The organism is Bacillus sp. BK450, assembly GCF_004364885.1.
GTDB lineage: Bacteria > Bacillota > Bacilli > Bacillales > Bacillaceae > Bacillus > Bacillus safensis.
The window spans coordinates 42,955-58,611 of the sequence record NZ_SOBQ01000007.1 but is presented as its reverse complement, the minus strand read 5'-3'; the positions used below and the strand labels follow the sequence as shown (position 1 = coordinate 58,611).

Below are 15,657 nucleotides of genomic sequence, written 5' to 3'. Positions count from 1 at the left end.
AGAAAAGTAAGAGAATGGGGGAAGAATGTGAGAAAACAGCCGCAACGTCAAATTAGTTTAAATGGTTTAAAGGTATGGCGTCTTCAAAATGGAATTATCTCATTGATTTTCTTACTCATCATCATTGGGGTATTTGTTGCCAGCTACTATTTTCAATGGCCATATTGGATTGGAGCGATTCTTTCTGGTTTATGGGTCTTACAGGTCATTTTTGGCATTTGGCTCATACCAAAAATCCGCCACCACATCTGGCGCTACGAAGTATTCGAAAATGAAATTGAAATACAGCATGGACTCATTCGTGTCACACGTGTCATTGTGCCAATGGTTCGTGTTCAGCATGTTGATACATCTCAAGGGCCGCTTTTAAGGCGCTACCGTTTGGCCTCTGTTCAAATTTCGACTGCTGCCACAGTTCATGATATACCGGCGCTAGAATTAGAAGAGGCAGATGAGCTTCGTGATTACATATCTCGTTTAGCAAGGGTGACGGAAGATGATGTCTGAACCAAAACGTGTACATCCCATTTCGATGTTCATTGATTTTATATCAGATGCTGTATCCATGATCAAAAACTTCATTATCCCTTTTTTCGTGTTGATTTTTGTGAACTCGAATTCGAGCATTCGCTTTTATGCATTTATTATTCTTGGTGTGCTTCTTTTATGGAAAGCCGTTTTTACCATTTTAGAATGGAGACGATTCACTTACCGGATGGAAGACGATGAATTTCGTGTGGAATCGGGTGTGATTACGAAAAAGAAAAAATATATCTCGTTAGAACGAATTCAAACGGTTAATACAAGTGAAGGCATTTTTCAGCGGATTTTCGGTTTAGTGCGGGTTCAAATCGAAACGGCAGGCGGAACGGATGGTCCAGAAGTGAGCCTGACCGCGATTACAAAAGCAGAAGCGGAACAATTAAAGCAGTCGATTTTCAACCGGAAGAAAAGCTTGCAGGAAGAAGAAATGACGGATGAAGCAGGTGATCTGAATGGCCATTTGACTGCGCAAAAACCTATGCAGGAAGAAATCAATGTCTCCTATCGTATGGGTGTGCCAGAATTGCTTTTGGCTGCGACCACTTCAAGCGGTATCGGTGTCATTATCTCAGGGTGTCTCGCCATCTACACGCAAATAGATGAAATTCTCCCTTTGGACGGGTTCTTCAAGCAGTTCTCTTTTTTAAGCCATGCGAGCATTGAAATCTATGCGATTTTAATATTTCTTGCCGTATTGATCGCTTGGATCTTGAGTGTTGGGGTAACAGCCCTTCAGTATGCGAATTTTGCTGCAAAACGAAAAGGGAATGACATCATCATTACAAGAGGGCTCATTGAGAGACATCAAATGACCATTCCACTTGCGAGAATTCAAGCAGTGAAAATCAAAGAGAATATTATCCGTGAGCCTTTTGGTTTTGCGACCGTGATGCTTGTTAGTGCAGGAGGTTCAATGACAGAGAAAGAAACCTCTTCCGTCTTATTTCCGCTCATTCGGAAGAAAAAAATAAATGAATTGCTGTCACAATTCACCGATCATTATCATGTAGCACCAGAAACAGAGCTGAAAAAAGTGCCAAAGCGTTCACTCAAACGCTACCTGATCTCATATGGCTTTGTGCCGTTACTTGCAGGTGTCATCCTGTCGGTACGCTTTCCGCCATGGGGGTATTTGGGACTCATTCCGTTACCGCTTGCTCTATTCTTCGGCTACTTAGCTTATAAACAATCAGGATATACAATCAAAGATTCATTGATTCAAATGACATCAAGAGGCATTGGCAAGACCACTGGCATTGTCCTTAGAAAACGAATGCAAAACTATACGATGACGCAATCTTTTTTCCAAAAGAAAGGCCGGGTCGCAAGTATTCACACCTTTGTGAAATCCTCTGCGCTGCTTGATTCCTTTGGTGTGCATCACCTTGAGGAAGAAGATGCGGCACGTGTATTTGATTGGTATTCATATGAAAAAAATCAATCGTCTTAAACGAAAAATGTCGATCAGCTCCAGCTTAAGGAGGATCGACATTTTTTATGAGATTAATAGCGTCTTTTTTTCGAATGGAAAAGCAGCGTAATCGGTGCTAGAAGCATACCGCCGATCAATCCAAATAAGTGAGCCATGATATTGATGTTCGAATTGACGAACGTCATGATGACAGAAACAGCAAGAATCGTTAAAATCACTTGTGAATTCCCGCGGTCCATCATGTGCGGTTTAAATAGGACAAGGTATAGATAAACTCCAAACAAACCGAAAATCGCACCAGAAGCGCCAACGTGTACATACTCCAAAGGTTCCACCCAATAGGTTCCGAGATTGCCAATGAACCCTGCACCAAGATAAATGATCAGAAATCGAACCTTCCCAAGCAAATGTTCAAGCGCTGGGGCGAATAAGAAAAGGGACATGGAATTAAATAAAATATGCGTGAGACTTCCGTGAAGAAAAATAGGTGTAACGAGACGCCACCATTCCCCAGCCGCTACACCATAATTGAAACCGACGAGATGATCCTGTCCAAGCTGTATAATAGGGATAGGAACCGCAAATATAAGCCACAGGCCAATTTGTAAAGCAAGGATCGCTGTTACGATTGGATACGATCTAATAAATTGTTGAAAGCTCTCCGTTCGAATAAACATAACAAACCCCTTTTGACTAGATAATGGTAAGTTTATAGTAACACGTTTATGAAGCGAACACTTAAATTAGTACGAGTATCATAGGAGGTACCTCATGATTAAAGGAATAGGCATTGATATTGTAGAGATCGACCGTCTTTCGCGAGTGCTCAGCAGACAGCCTCGTTTACCGGAACGCATTTTGACTTTAAGTGAACAGGACGTCTTTCGTACACTGAGTGAAAAAAGACAGCTGGAATTTTTGGCAGGCCGCTTTGCGGCAAAGGAAGCTTTCGCTAAAGCATACGGAACAGGAATCGGTCAGCATTTAAGCTTTCATGACATAGACATTCTAAAAGACGATAATGGAAAACCCTTCATCAAAAGCGAGAAAGCGGAGGGAGATCAGGTTCATGTGTCCATTACCCATACAAAGGAATATGCTGCTGCACAAGTTTTAATTGAAAGGTTGTCAAGCTAGTCTGCATATTGTTTGTCCCCCCTTCATATATTGGGTAGTGCGATAAGGAAGGGCGAGTTGCTAACAGGCTTTGATGGTTCGCGGTACGCAGTTAACTCTTGAGGCGTACTGTTAAAGTCAAACAAGCGGTTTCTTCCTTTTAACACAATTAACGAAGGGGTTGAAAAGGGTGAGAAAAAGCTTTGTTTTGCTTGTAACGGGAATCCTTTTTGTACTGATTCTCTCCGCATGCGGTCAAAAATCTCAGCAAGATATCGTTGGAGATTTAAACAAAAAGGCAGAGGAAATGACATCATACAAAGCCAAAGCAAAAATGACCATTGAGACAGGAAATGACCCGCAGGAGTACCAGGTAGAAATTTGGTACAAAAAGCCGGAGCTTTACCGTGTCTATTTAGAAAATCCGAAAAAGGATCAGAGTCAAGTCATTTTAAGAAATGGCAATGGTGTGTTTGTGCTGACACCTTCATTGAACAAGAGCTTCCGTTTCCATAGTGATTGGCCGAATAATAGCAGTCAGGTCTATTTATTCGAATCACTTGTGAAGGATATTAAAAATGACAGCGCAGCTCAGTTCAAAGCGAAAGAGTCAAAGTATGTGTTCGAAACGAAGACCAATTATCAGCACAACCAAATGCTGCCTACCCAAGAGATTACCTTTCATAAGAAAACAATGGCGCCTGCCAGTGTGAAAGTGCTGGATAGCGACAAAAAGCCAATGGTGAAAGTGGAATTCTCTCACTTTGAATTCAATAAATCCTTTGACAAAGATGCATTTGATGAGAAGAAAAACATGACACTCTCTCAAATGGATGTTGCCACAAGTGCAGACCCATCTGACAGCTTTGCGGTGAAAACACCAGTTGATATGCCAGAAGGCGTGAAGAAGATGGAAGAGAAAGAAATGACGACAGATGCTGGGAAGCGTTATGTGATTACGTACGGCGGCAAGAAATCCTTCACACTCATTCAGGAAAAAGCGCGAGTAGCTGAAGCATCTACGCCTGTCACGATGAACGGCGAGCCGGTCGATCTTGGTATGACAGTAGGGGTTCTGACAGATCAATCCCTCTCATGGACATCTGACGGAGTTGACTACTTAATTTCCTCAAGTGATCTATCGAAAGAAGAGCTGTTGATGGTCGCAAAGAGTGTAGAAGGCCAGTCAGCTAAATAAATGAGATTCTCAGGCAGAAAGCCATGATAAATGAAGCATCAGCCCTGTGCAAGGGCTGATTTTCTTTGATTTGTTTCACATTATTCTTGATTTTTAGTATCATATGAAGGGATTGAATCATTCAATAGGGAAGTGTGACTGATGGACACAAATGCCTTTTATAGAGACACATGGGCAGAAATTAATTTAACCGCAATCAAGCACAATGTTTCACATATGAAAGATCATATCGGTCAAAATGTTCAATTGATGGCCGTTGTGAAAGCCAATGCATATGGACATGGAGATATAGAAGTGGCAAGAGCTGCCCTCAAAGCAGGAGCAGACTTGTTAGCTGTCGCCTTTTTAGATGAGGCCATTTCTTTAAGAAATCAAGGCATTAAAGCACCGATTCTTGTACTCGGCGCAGTACCGCCGGAGTATGTCAAAACCGCTGTTCGATACAATGTGATCATGACCGCTTACTCCATAGAGTGGCTGAGGGAAGTCGCCCATATGGTGAAAGGGCAGATGGGACAACCCATTCGTTTTCATTTGAAAATAGACAGCGGAATGAACCGTTTAGGTGTGAAAACTTTAGAGCAAGTGAATGAAGTAAAGAAGCTTGTCAGCGAGCATTCTTATTTACAGCTGGAAGGAGTATTTACTCACTTTGCGACCGCGGATGAAAGGGATGAGAACTATTTTGATCGGCAGGTCGACACCTTTCAAACCTTGCTTCAGCCGCTTCATACGGAAAAACTGCTTGTTCATTGTGCCAATAGTGCAGCAGGATTAAGGTTTAAAGAAGTTTTATTTAATATGGTTCGCTTCGGCATCAGTATGTACGGGCTGTCGCCGTCAGAGGAAATCAAAGATGAACTTCCTTTCAAGCTGGAAGAAGCCATGTCGCTTCATACAAAGCTTGCCCATGTAAAGCTCATTCAAAAGGGTGAGAGTGTCAGCTATGGGGCGACGTATACAGCTAATCAAGATACGTGGATCGGTACGGTACCAGTCGGCTATGCAGACGGGTGGATCCGGAAGCTGGCAGGCACGGAAGTACTTGTTGGCGGAAAGCGCCGGAAGATTGCCGGAAGGGTATGTATGGATCAATTCATGGTTGAACTGAAAGAGAACCTTCCAGTAGGGGAGCCAGTCGTTTTGATTGGTGGACAAGGTGAAGAAATGGTATCAGTCGATGAAATTGCAAAAAGGCTTGAAACCATTAACTATGAAGTCACATGCTCCATTGGACACCGCGTCCCAAGAGTATATATAGAGGACGGCAAAAGGGTACATGTGCGGAATCCGCTGCTTCAAGGCGGGCCAAGCTTTTTCTAAGCAGCTTTCACAGGAACGATCGTCAAACTGACATCGTTCCTTTTTATTCTACAAAGAAGGGGTAAACATTCTCCCTTTTTTAGAGATTTTGGAAATACCGTATGATTTTCGGAAAAAAGCGTATAATGTGAAAGAGGAACTCCATTATCATCTTTGATTTACGGGTGAACAGCCGCTTCATGTTCTAATAAGAAATCATGAAAAAACAGCTTTGCTTGCGCATTGAATAATGGTATGATTAGTCTTGGAATGGATCGAAACGGTATCCGTAAGTTTTGTGGAGGTGTATGTTTTTTGTCTGAATCCAGCGCAACAAACGAAATGAAGATTCGACTACCGGAGGCTTTGATGTCTGAAATCGAACGAGTAGCAGAGCAGGATAAGGTAACAAGAAATGAATTGATCTACCGAGCGACAAAAACGTATATTCGTGAACGTAATATTCGACAAAATCGTGAATCGATGAGACGCGGCTACATGGAGATGGCGAAAATTAATCTGAATATCTCTTCAGAGGCACAATACGCAGAATTTGAGGCTGAGAATACAGTTGAGCGATTAGTCAGCGGGGGTTAAACATTTGATTGTTAAACGCGGTGATGTTTACTTTGCTGATTTATCTCCTGTTGTTGGCTCCGAGCAGGGCGGGGTTCGCCCAGTATTGGTGATTCAAAATGACATTGGAAATCGCTTCAGCCCGACTGCTATCGTTGCAGCCATAACAGCCCAAATACAAAAAGCGAAATTACCGACTCACGTCGAAATTGATGCAAAGCGCTACGGCTTTGAGCGAGATTCTGTCATTCTCTTGGAGCAGATTCGTACAATCGATAAACAAAGATTGACAGATAAAATCACACATCTTGATGATGAGATGATGGAGAAGGTTGATGAAGCCTTACAAGTTAGTTTGGCTCTTATTGATTTTTAATATGGTGAGATTTGGTTGCTCTCTTGGGAGCAACTTTTTTTTGTGTTCAATTTTTATTAACGTTATAATGAAGAAAGACTAAAAGAAGTGCTGTTTATGTACGTAGGGGGTAAAACATGTCGAATCATATCGTGTTAGCTTTTGCAAGAGAGCATCGAGAGGAATTACAAAAAGAGTGGACGGACATTTTTAGACGACTCGGAGAAAAAGAAACGGACATGATGCTGAACGACAATATGTATGAAACCATCTGTTCGGAATATGTTCAATTAATCATTACATCTCTTTCAGAAGGGTATGCTGAAGATTTTGAAGAAAAAGTGCAAACTTTTGCTTTAAAAATTGTTCAAATGGGTATATCACTTAAGTTACTGGCAAATGGTCTAACAGAAATCCGTTCACATTTATATCAAAAAATGAACGATGACAAAGATACAACAGAAGAAAGTCATGACCTCATCTGGCAAATCGACCATTTCATCACACCAATTCATAACGAGATCTTAAACCAGTATTCCATCTCATGGGAGAAAACAGTCAGCCTTCAAAAAATTGCGCTGCAGGAACTTTCTGCCCCGCTGATCCCTGTATTTGAGCACATCACCGTCATGCCGCTTGTTGGAACAATTGACACAGATCGTGCGAAAAAAATTATGGAGAACCTGCTCAACGGTGTCGTCAAACATCGCTCACAAGTCGTCTTAATTGATATTACGGGTGTACCTGTCGTTGACACAATGGTGGCGCATCATATCATTCAAGCATCAGAGGCTGTGAGATTAGTAGGTGCGAAGTGCTTGCTTGTCGGTATTCGTCCAGAAATAGCCCAAACCATTGTGAACCTTGGAATTGATTTATCTCAAGTTACAACAAAGAATACCCTTCAAAAAGGAATTCAAACTGCTTTGGAAATGACAAATCGAAAAATTGTTTCATTGGAGGGATAACCCAGTGAGAAATCACCCGAAGATTCCAATCTTAAAACTATATAACTGTCTTCTGATTTCGATACAGTGGGAGCTTGATGATCAAACAGCTCTCCACTTTCAAGAAGACTTGCTGAATAAAATTCATGAAACAGGAGCAAACGGTGTTGTCATTGACCTCACATCCGTTGACATGATTGATTCCTTTATTGCAAAGGTATTAGGTGATGTGATCACGATGTCCAAGCTCATGGGGGCAAAAGTTGTATTAACAGGAATACAGCCGGCAGTCGCTGTGACGCTGATTGAACTTGGAATATCGCTTGAAGAAATTCAGACAGCACTAGATCTTGAACAAGGGCTTGAGACACTGAAGCGGGAATTGGGGGAATAGATATGAAAGACCAATCCTGTGTAAGAATATTGACGGAATGGGACATAGTCGCAGCAAGACAATTGGGGCGCAATGTTGCAAAAGAACTTGGATTTGGAACAGTTGACCAAGCAAGAATTACGACGGCCATTTCAGAATTAGCTCGAAACATCTATTTATACGCTGGTAAAGGTCAGATTTGTATAGATGAAGTGATGGAGCGCGGAAAGCGTGGACTCAAAGTCATCGCAGCCGATGAGGGGCCAGGTATCATGGATATACGTAAAGTAATGGAAGACGGATTTTCAACATCAGGCGGGCTCGGAGCAGGTCTTCCGGGCGTCAGACGACTGATGGATGAATTTAAATTAGATTCTGCACCAGAACAAGGAACGGAGATACAAGCTGTTAAGTGGCTTCGCTAGGAGGGAAACCATGGATTTTAAGGAGGTAATGGAGCAGCGGTACCATCAGCTGCTCAGTCGTTATATCAGTGATTTAACTGAAACATCGCTTTATCAAGCTCAAAAATTTAGCCGTAAAACCATTGAGCATCAAATACCTCCTGAAGAAATAGTGAGTGTTCACCGAAAAGTGATTCAGGAGCTTTACCCTGATTTGCCGGAAGATGTTTTTCATTCACTAGACTTCTTAATTGAAGTCATGATTGGGTACGGACTTGCCTACCAAGAACATTTAACACTCAGAGGCATCCAGCAAGAAATAAAATCTGAAATCGAAATTGCTGCAAATGTTCAGCAAACCCTTCTGGAAACGAAAATTCCAGAAGGAGATACCTTTGATATTGGTGCGATTAGTGTACCGGCAAAACAGATGAGTGGAGATTATTACCACTTTGTGACGGATCACGATACAATCAATATCGCGATCGCAGATGTCATTGGAAAGGGAATCCCGGCTGCGCTCTGTATGTCGATGATTAAATATGCGATGGATTCCTTGCCAGAGTCAGGGAGCGGCCCAACAAAGGTGCTGAAAACCCTGAATCGTGTAGTCGAGCAAAACGTAGACCCAAGTATGTTTATCACAATGTTCTATGGCAGCTATAATAAAGAAACGCATGAGTTTAAATACGCATCGGCTGGTCATGAGCCGGGCTTTTTCTATTGCAAAAAAGAGAACACATTTTATGATTTAGATGCAAAAGGGCTTGTCCTTGGGATCGCACCAGACTTTGACTACAGACAGTACGAGAAGCATTTGGACGCAGGAGACATGGTGATCTTATTCTCTGATGGGGTCACAGAATCAAAGTCAGAGGACGGTTTCTTAGAGCGGGAGGACATCAAAACACTCATATCTGAGCACCTATCCTACTCAGCTCAAGAAATGGTGGATGCCATCTACGCCAGCTTACTCAAACTGCAGGATTTTCAGCTGCACGATGACTTTACTTTACTTGTTCTCAAAAGAAAGGTTTAGAAAGTGAACATGCGGGTATATAAAACTTTAGGAAACAAGAATTTCGAGGTGAATGCATAATGAATATGTCTGTAAAAGAGCATCAAATAGATCAAAAAACGAAAATCAGTGTCAGCGGAGAAATTGATGTGTACTCCGCTCCTGAGCTAAGAGAAACGCTCATGCCTAAAGCTGAGGCGGGAGAGCATCTTGAAATCTGTCTGAAGGATGTTACGTATATGGATAGTACAGGTTTAGGTGTATTCGTTGGGCTGTTTAAAGCGGCTCAAAAAGCAGGTGGCACATTAAAGCTTGAGAACTTGTCAGAACGGCTTGTAAGGTTGTTTGAAATCACTGGATTAAAGGACATCATTGACATTTCTGCAAAGTCAGAGGGTGGGGTACAATGAACGAATCAGTAGATCTAATCGAGATGAAAATACCGGCGAAACCAGAATATGTAGGCATCATTCGTTTGACTCTGTCAGGCGTAGCGAGCCGGATGGGCTATGCCTATGAAGAGATTGAGGACTTAAAAATTGCCGTCAGTGAGGCCTGTACAAATGCAGTTCAGCATGCCTACAAAGGTGAAGACGGCGAAGATGGAGAGGTGGCTGTTCGCTTTCTTGTCTACGAGGATCGTCTAGAAATCATTGTCGCTGACAAAGGCGGTAGCTTTGACTTTAAGCAAAAACAGGAAGACCTCGGACCGTACACATCTGCTCATACGGTGGATCAATTGGCAGAAGGAGGTCTTGGTTTATACTTAATGCAAACATTGATGGATGAAGTCGAGGTGCAAGCAAACTCCGGAGTTACCGTAGCGATGACAAAGTTTTTAAACAGGGAGCGAGTTGACCATGACACAACCATCCAAAACTATGAAACTAACTAAAGATGAAGTAGACCGCCTCATCCAAAGCTATCAAACCAATCAAGACGAGCAGGCGCAGCTCACGCTGGTCGAATGCTATACAAACTTGGTTGATATGCTGGCGAAAAAATATTCTAAAGGAAAAAGCTTTCATGAGGACCTTAGACAAGTTGGAATGATAGGTTTACTTGGCGCTATTAAACGATACGACCCGCTCGTCGGTAAATCATTTGAAGCCTTTGCCATTCCAACCATCATCGGGGAAATCAAACGCTTTTTACGAGATAAGACATGGAGTGTCCATGTACCAAGGCGGATTAAAGAGCTTGGACCGAGAATCAAAATGGCAGTTGATCATTTGACAACAGAGACACAGAAATCACCTAAAGTCCAAGAAATTGCAGAATACTTAGATGTAACAGAAGAAGAAGTACTTGAAACCATGGAGATGGGCAAAAGCTATCAAGCACTGTCTGTTGACCAAGGCGTAGAGGCTGATTCTGAAGGAAGTACTGTGACGATTTTAGACGTTGTCGGCTCACAGGAAGAGGGCTACGAACGTGTGAACCAAAAATTGATGCTTGAGAGTGTGCTTCATGTGCTGTCGGATAGAGAAAAAGAGATTATCAATCTGACTTACTTGCAAAATAAGAGTCAGAAAGAGACAGGCGATTTACTTGGTATATCCCAAATGCATGTATCGAGACTGCAGCGGAAGGCAGTGAAAAAACTGCGAGATGCATTATCAGAAGATGCGTCTATGGAGCTAGGGTAATGAAGCAGATTGAACAGCATGAGCATGTAAACGCCATTATCTATCAATCGAATAAAGAAGGGAAGTCATGCTGCGGGGACAGTTTTTTTATTAAAGCAGATGATGAAGAACTAATTTGTGCTGTAGCAGACGGATTAGGCAGCGGCCAGTACGCCAATGAATCATCTTCTTTAGTCAGCGAAATTGTCGAAGAATATGGACATGAGGATGTGGCGGCCCTCATCGACAGATGCAATCAGGCTATGAAAAATAAACGCGGGGCCACTGTGGCCATATTAAAGGTGAATTTTTCCCAGCAGCAATTTACCTATTGTTCGGTTGGTAATATTCGGTTTATCTTGAATGCACCTTCTGGCGATTATATTTATCCATTTCCGACATCAGGATACTTATCAGGGAAACCTAGAAAATATAAAACATACACCTATTCCTACGAAAAAGGATCGATATTCATTATGTATTCAGACGGACTGAATGTGCCAAACATGCGCATGTGTTTAAAGCATGGACATTCAGTTGAAGACATCGCCAAACAGCTTGAAACATACACACAAGACAAAAAGGACGATCTCACCTATGTACTTGGTCAGCTTACGTAAAATAGCTGACCTTTTTTCTGTTTTGCCGGTTTTTTTGATACACTAAAAGAGAAGACACAGTGAGAGGATGCAAAGTATGAAGACATCTGACTTTTTATTGAAACAAATTGCGACAGAATTAAAGCTTTCAACAAAACAAATTGAAAGTGTGATCAAGCTTTTAGAGGATGGCAACACCGTCCCGTTTATTGCCCGTTATCGGAAAGAGCAGACAGGCTCACTGGATGAGGTGCAAATTCAAACCATTTCAGAGCGCTATACATATATCCAAAATGTTACGAATCGAAAAGAAGAAGTCATTCGCTTAATTGCTGAACAAGACAAATTGACTGATGAATTAAAACAGAAAATTGAACAAGCTCATAAACTGCAAGAGGTCGAAGATTTATACCGGCCATTCAAACAAAAGCGCAAAACAAAGGCGAATGTAGCCAAAGCAAAAGGGCTGGAGCCGCTGGCGGAATATTTACTCACGCTGCCAAGCGATCAGATCGAGAAGAAAGCAGCTACTTTTATTAACGAAGAAAAAGAAGTGGCAAATGTAGAAGAGGCACTTGAGGGTGCGCAGCACATCATTGCTGAACAGCTGGCAGATGATCCTGATATGCGAAAATGGATTCGCAGTGAAACGTACCAAAAGGGCAGTCTGGTCACATCAGGAAAAGACGTCGAAAGCGATGAGAAAAACGTCTATGAAATGTATTACGATTATCAAGAGCCAATCAAAAAGATTGTTCCGCACCGTGTACTAGCGGTCAACCGCGGGGAGAAAGAGGGCATTTTAAAGGCAGCCATCGAACCCCCTGCTGAAAATATTCGTTTCTATCTCGACAAACAAGTTCTAAAAGGCAAACAGACGACGGCGAGACCGTTTATTGAAGCGGCAATCGATGATGCGTATAAACGCCTCATTCAGCCTTCCATCGAACGAGAAATACGAAAAGAGCTGACTGAAAAAGCAGAGGAACAAGCGATTCATATTTTTGCTGAAAACTTAAGAAAACTGCTGCTTCAGCCGCCGATGAAAGGGAAGCGTGTACTTGGAGTCGACCCCGCATTTCGGACAGGCTGTAAATTAGCTGTCGTGGATGATACAGGCAAAGTCCATCATATTGGCGTCATTTACCCGCATCCGCCCGTGCAGAAAAAAGCGGAAGCGAAACAAAAAGTCAAAGAGATTATTCAATCATCAAACATTGAAGTGATTGCGATTGGAAACGGAACAGCCTCAAGAGAGACAGAACAATTCATTGCAGACTTGATTCAAGAGCTGGATCAGCCGGTGTCTTATTTGATTGTGAATGAAGCTGGAGCAAGTGTTTACTCCGCATCAGCGCTGGCACGAGAAGAGTTTCCAGATCTGCAAGTCGAAGAGCGAAGCGCCATCTCAATCGCTAGAAGATTACAAGATCCTTTAGCAGAACTTGTGAAAATTGATCCGAAGTCTGTCGGTGTGGGCCAGTACCAGCATGATGTCAGCCAGAAGCAATTAAACAGCTCATTAACCTTTGTGGTAGAAACAGTCGTCAACCAAGTTGGTGTAAACGTCAATACCGCCTCACAGGCGCTGCTGCAATATGTATCAGGCCTTTCAAAAGCCGTCGCAGGGAATATCATCAAGCGCCGCGAAGAGATTGGGAGATTCACAAGCAGAAAAGAATTGAAGGATATCCCAAGGCTCGGTGCTAAGACATATGAGCAGTGTATCGGTTTCCTTCGCATTACTGATGGCCAAGATCCGCTTGATCGTACAGGTATTCACCCTGAGAGCTATAAAGAAACAAAACAGTTTTTACGCATGATCAACATGACACCAGACGATCTTGGCACAGAGCAGTTAAAAGAGAAAATTGCTGAAGTGAAACTGGACGAAGCGGCAGAACAGCTGGACATTGGGACAATTACACTTCAAGATATCATTGATCAGTTGACAAGACCTGAGCGTGATCCGCGGGATGAAGTACCAAAGCCGCTGCTCAAAACAGATGTGCTGAAATTGGAGGACTTGAAGCAAGGAATGGAGCTGCAAGGAACGGTGAGAAACGTTGTAGACTTCGGTGCATTCGTTGATATTGGTGTAAAGCAGGATGGGCTTGTGCATATTTCCAAACTAAGCAATCGTTTTGTGAAGCATCCGCTTGATGTTGTATCAGTTGGTGACATTGTGACCGTATGGGTGGACTCCGTTGACCAGGCAAAAGGCCGCGTTGCCCTCTCCATGCTGAAACCAGAGTAACAAAAAAACGAGGCGCACCTTAGGATGGGGTGTGCCTTGATGTGACTGAATGTTTTTTTCTATAGAAGTACCAGCATTGATTCAGCAATTTGATTTGATAATGATTTTTCTCATAAAATGCCTTCTGCATCTGATTTTTCAGCCAGTTGGGCATCGCCCATTCCTCCTTTGATCGAAACAGTGGATGTACCTTCAATGTATGCATAGGGGAAATTGTCCCGTTCGAGGTTTTTATAGAAAGGAACGATCTTGATTGAACGAGAGAGAGTTACAGCAGTTAACAGAGCACATTTCCCAGCAGTTCTTTGGCAAGGCATTCCGCCATCAGGCTGTTTTTAATGACCGTCTAAAAACGACAGGCGGGCGATATTTACTTGGTACACACAACATCGAACTGAACCGCCGATACCTAGAGGAGCATGGACGAGAAGAATTAATCGGGATCATCAAGCATGAGCTGTGTCATTATCATCTGCACCTTGAGGGAAAGGGCTATCAGCATCGCGACCGTGATTTTAAATCCTTATTAAAACAAGTAGGAGCCCCGCGTTTTTGTACACCGCTAAAGACCGTACAAAATAAGCGCCGTGCGGAGAAACGCCATGAATATATTTGCACAGGATGCGGCCGGTCCTTTATAAGGAAAAGACGGTTTGATACCTCTCGTTATGTATGCGGCGTCTGCAAAGGGAAATTAAAGTGGCTGCGCACAACCAATTCATTGTGAAAAGCATTCCTCTATGGGGATGCTTTTTTTGTTCCAATAGATGTGTGGACATATGGAGACAAAATGAGACATGCGTCTCTTTTTGTCTCTTTTTTCATCGGTGTGATTCGGTCAAATCCTAAGTGTTCATGCGTCGTCATGTTGGCACGATTTTTGCTTGTATAGAAGTGCAAGCAAAAAAGATAGGAGGTTTTACCAAATGGAAATGGCATTGACTAAAGAAAAAGCCGTATGGATGTATCAAAAAATGCAGGAAATCCGCCAATTTGAAGACCGGGTGCACACGCTTTTTACAAAAGGAATTTTGCCGGGGTTTGTCCATCTTTATGCTGGCGAAGAAGCTGTTGCCGTAGGAGTCTGTGCTCATCTGAATGAAAAAGACAGTATTACAAGTACACACCGGGGCCACGGCCACTGTATAGCGAAGGGCTGTGATCTAAAAGGAATGATGGCAGAAATCTATGGGAAAGCAACAGGTCTCTGTAAAGGCAAAGGCGGATCCATGCACATTGCAGATTTTGATAAAGGAATGCTTGGTGCCAACGGAATTGTTGGAGGGGGCTTTCCTCTTGCGTGCGGGGCAGCCCTCACAGCTAAATATAAAAAGACAGAAAATGTAAGCGTTTGCTTTTTTGGGGATGGTGCAAACAATCAAGGGACTTTCCACGAAGGAATCAATCTCGCGGCCATCTGGAAACTGCCTGTCATTTTCATCGCAGAAAACAATGGGTACGGGGAAGCGACACCATTTTCTTATGCTTCAAGCTGCAAATCAATCGTAGATCGAGCGGCCGGTTATGACATTCCTGGGATTCAAGTAGATGGAAAAGATGTGATGGCCGTTTATCAAGCTGCAGAGCAAGCAATTGAACGAGCAAAAAATGGAGAAGGTCCGACATTAATTGAATGCATGACATATCGAAATTATGGCCATTTCGAAGGAGACGCCCAGCGTTACAAAACCAATCAAGAAAAAGCAGAACACCAAGAAGAGAGAGATGCGATCGCTCTTTTTAAAAATGAATTGTTCAAGCAGCAGCTGCTGACGAATGGGGAGCTATCAAATATTGAAGCGGCTGTAGCAGAAGCGATAGATGAAGCCGTTACATTCAGTGAAGAAAGTGAATATCCAGATCAGGCCGAATTATTGACCGACGTGTATGTTTCGTATCAATAAATCAA

20 protein-coding genes are annotated in these 15,657 nt (G+C 42.7%); 18 read left to right on the top strand and 2 right to left on the bottom strand.

Annotated features, from left to right (window positions below):
• Window positions 1-27 precede the first annotated feature (27 nt).
• Both EV579_RS17885 and EV579_RS17880 read left to right on the top strand, forming a co-directional pair.
• Window positions 28-507 carry a PH domain-containing protein gene (locus EV579_RS17885; protein WP_024425383.1) on the top strand — a complete coding sequence of 160 codons (480 nt, stop codon included), beginning with the start codon at window positions 28-30 and terminating at the stop codon, window positions 505-507.
• Window positions 497-1,993: a PH domain-containing protein gene (locus tag EV579_RS17880; protein ID WP_133744973.1), complete on the top strand. Its 1,497-nt coding sequence runs from the start codon at window positions 497-499 to the stop codon at window positions 1,991-1,993. The genes EV579_RS17885 and EV579_RS17880 overlap by 11 nt, the downstream gene beginning before the upstream one ends.
• 53 nt (window positions 1,994-2,046) lie before the next feature.
• Here the strand turns inward: EV579_RS17880 and EV579_RS17875 are convergent, their stop codons facing one another.
• The gene (locus tag EV579_RS17875; RefSeq protein ID WP_024425384.1) at window positions 2,047-2,652 is read right to left on the bottom strand and encodes a rhomboid family intramembrane serine protease; all 606 of its coding nucleotides are present in this window, start codon (window positions 2,650-2,652) and stop codon (window positions 2,047-2,049) included.
• 94 nt (window positions 2,653-2,746) lie between these two features.
• On the opposite strand from EV579_RS17875, the gene acpS reads away from it, so the two are divergent.
• From acpS to EV579_RS17805, 14 genes are all read left to right on the top strand, one after another.
• The gene (gene acpS / locus EV579_RS17870) at window positions 2,747-3,112 is read left to right on the top strand and encodes a holo-ACP synthase (RefSeq protein WP_024425385.1); all 366 of its coding nucleotides are present in this window, start codon (window positions 2,747-2,749) and stop codon (window positions 3,110-3,112) included.
• Between the two features lie 160 nt (window positions 3,113-3,272).
• Window positions 3,273-4,289: an outer membrane lipoprotein-sorting protein gene (locus EV579_RS17865; protein WP_087975235.1), complete on the top strand. Its 1,017-nt coding sequence runs from the start codon at window positions 3,273-3,275 to the stop codon at window positions 4,287-4,289.
• Between the two features lie 141 nt (window positions 4,290-4,430).
• Window positions 4,431-5,612 carry an alanine racemase gene (gene alr, locus EV579_RS17860; RefSeq protein WP_133744972.1) on the top strand — a complete coding sequence of 394 codons (1,182 nt, stop codon included), beginning with the start codon at window positions 4,431-4,433 and terminating at the stop codon, window positions 5,610-5,612.
• A gap of 294 nt (window positions 5,613-5,906) precedes the next feature.
• Window positions 5,907-6,188, top strand: a complete 282-nt coding sequence (locus tag EV579_RS17855) for a hypothetical protein (protein ID WP_003214273.1) — start codon at window positions 5,907-5,909, stop codon at window positions 6,186-6,188.
• A gap of 4 nt (window positions 6,189-6,192) precedes the next feature.
• Window positions 6,193-6,543 carry a type II toxin-antitoxin system endoribonuclease NdoA gene (ndoA, locus tag EV579_RS17850; protein ID WP_024425388.1) on the top strand — a complete coding sequence of 117 codons (351 nt, stop codon included), beginning with the start codon at window positions 6,193-6,195 and terminating at the stop codon, window positions 6,541-6,543.
• A gap of 116 nt (window positions 6,544-6,659) precedes the next feature.
• Window positions 6,660-7,490 carry an RsbT co-antagonist protein RsbRA gene (locus EV579_RS17845; RefSeq protein WP_024425389.1) on the top strand — a complete coding sequence of 277 codons (831 nt, stop codon included), beginning with the start codon at window positions 6,660-6,662 and terminating at the stop codon, window positions 7,488-7,490.
• 4 nt (window positions 7,491-7,494) lie between these two features.
• A complete protein-coding gene (rsbS, locus tag EV579_RS17840) occupies window positions 7,495-7,863 on the top strand; it encodes an RsbT antagonist protein RsbS (RefSeq protein WP_003214235.1) in 369 nt (122 codons plus the stop codon).
• 2 nt (window positions 7,864-7,865) lie between these two features.
• Window positions 7,866-8,267 carry an anti-sigma regulatory factor gene (locus EV579_RS17835; RefSeq protein WP_024425390.1) on the top strand — a complete coding sequence of 134 codons (402 nt, stop codon included), beginning with the start codon at window positions 7,866-7,868 and terminating at the stop codon, window positions 8,265-8,267.
• A 10-nt stretch (window positions 8,268-8,277) separates the two neighbouring features.
• Window positions 8,278-9,285: a PP2C family protein-serine/threonine phosphatase gene (locus tag EV579_RS17830; RefSeq protein ID WP_024425391.1), complete on the top strand. Its 1,008-nt coding sequence runs from the start codon at window positions 8,278-8,280 to the stop codon at window positions 9,283-9,285.
• A 59-nt stretch (window positions 9,286-9,344) separates the two neighbouring features.
• Window positions 9,345-9,674, top strand: a complete 330-nt coding sequence (locus EV579_RS17825) for an anti-sigma factor antagonist (RefSeq protein WP_024425392.1) — start codon at window positions 9,345-9,347, stop codon at window positions 9,672-9,674.
• Window positions 9,671-10,159: an anti-sigma B factor RsbW gene (gene rsbW, locus EV579_RS17820; protein ID WP_024425393.1), complete on the top strand. Its 489-nt coding sequence runs from the start codon at window positions 9,671-9,673 to the stop codon at window positions 10,157-10,159. Before EV579_RS17825 ends, rsbW begins: the two co-directional genes overlap by 4 nt.
• Window positions 10,125-10,913 (top strand): RNA polymerase sigma factor SigB, encoded by a 789-nt coding sequence (gene sigB, locus EV579_RS17815; RefSeq protein WP_024425394.1) that lies wholly within the window; start codon window positions 10,125-10,127, stop codon window positions 10,911-10,913. The genes rsbW and sigB overlap by 35 nt, the downstream gene beginning before the upstream one ends.
• Window positions 10,913-11,512 carry a PP2C family serine/threonine-protein phosphatase gene (locus tag EV579_RS17810; protein WP_024425395.1) on the top strand — a complete coding sequence of 200 codons (600 nt, stop codon included), beginning with the start codon at window positions 10,913-10,915 and terminating at the stop codon, window positions 11,510-11,512. Before sigB ends, EV579_RS17810 begins: the two co-directional genes overlap by 1 nt.
• 76 nt (window positions 11,513-11,588) lie before the next feature.
• Entirely contained in the window at window positions 11,589-13,748 is a 2,160-nt protein-coding gene (locus EV579_RS17805; protein ID WP_133744971.1) for a Tex family protein, read from the top strand.
• 19 nt (window positions 13,749-13,767) lie between these two features.
• On the opposite strand, the gene cmpA is transcribed toward EV579_RS17805, so the two are convergent.
• Window positions 13,768-13,902, bottom strand: coding sequence for a cortex morphogenetic protein CmpA (gene cmpA, locus EV579_RS17800; RefSeq protein WP_008346893.1), 135 nt, complete (start codon window positions 13,900-13,902; stop codon window positions 13,768-13,770).
• A 99-nt stretch (window positions 13,903-14,001) separates the two neighbouring features.
• On the opposite strand from cmpA, the gene EV579_RS17795 reads away from it, so the two are divergent.
• Together EV579_RS17795 and EV579_RS17790 are read left to right on the top strand one after the other, a co-directional pair.
• Complete coding sequence (locus EV579_RS17795) at window positions 14,002-14,475, top strand: SprT family protein (RefSeq protein WP_133744970.1); 474 nt, start codon at window positions 14,002-14,004, stop codon at window positions 14,473-14,475.
• A gap of 199 nt (window positions 14,476-14,674) precedes the next feature.
• A complete protein-coding gene (locus tag EV579_RS17790; protein WP_056768361.1) occupies window positions 14,675-15,652 on the top strand; it encodes a thiamine pyrophosphate-dependent dehydrogenase E1 component subunit alpha in 978 nt (325 codons plus the stop codon).
• The last annotated feature ends 5 nt before the right edge of the window (window positions 15,653-15,657 follow it).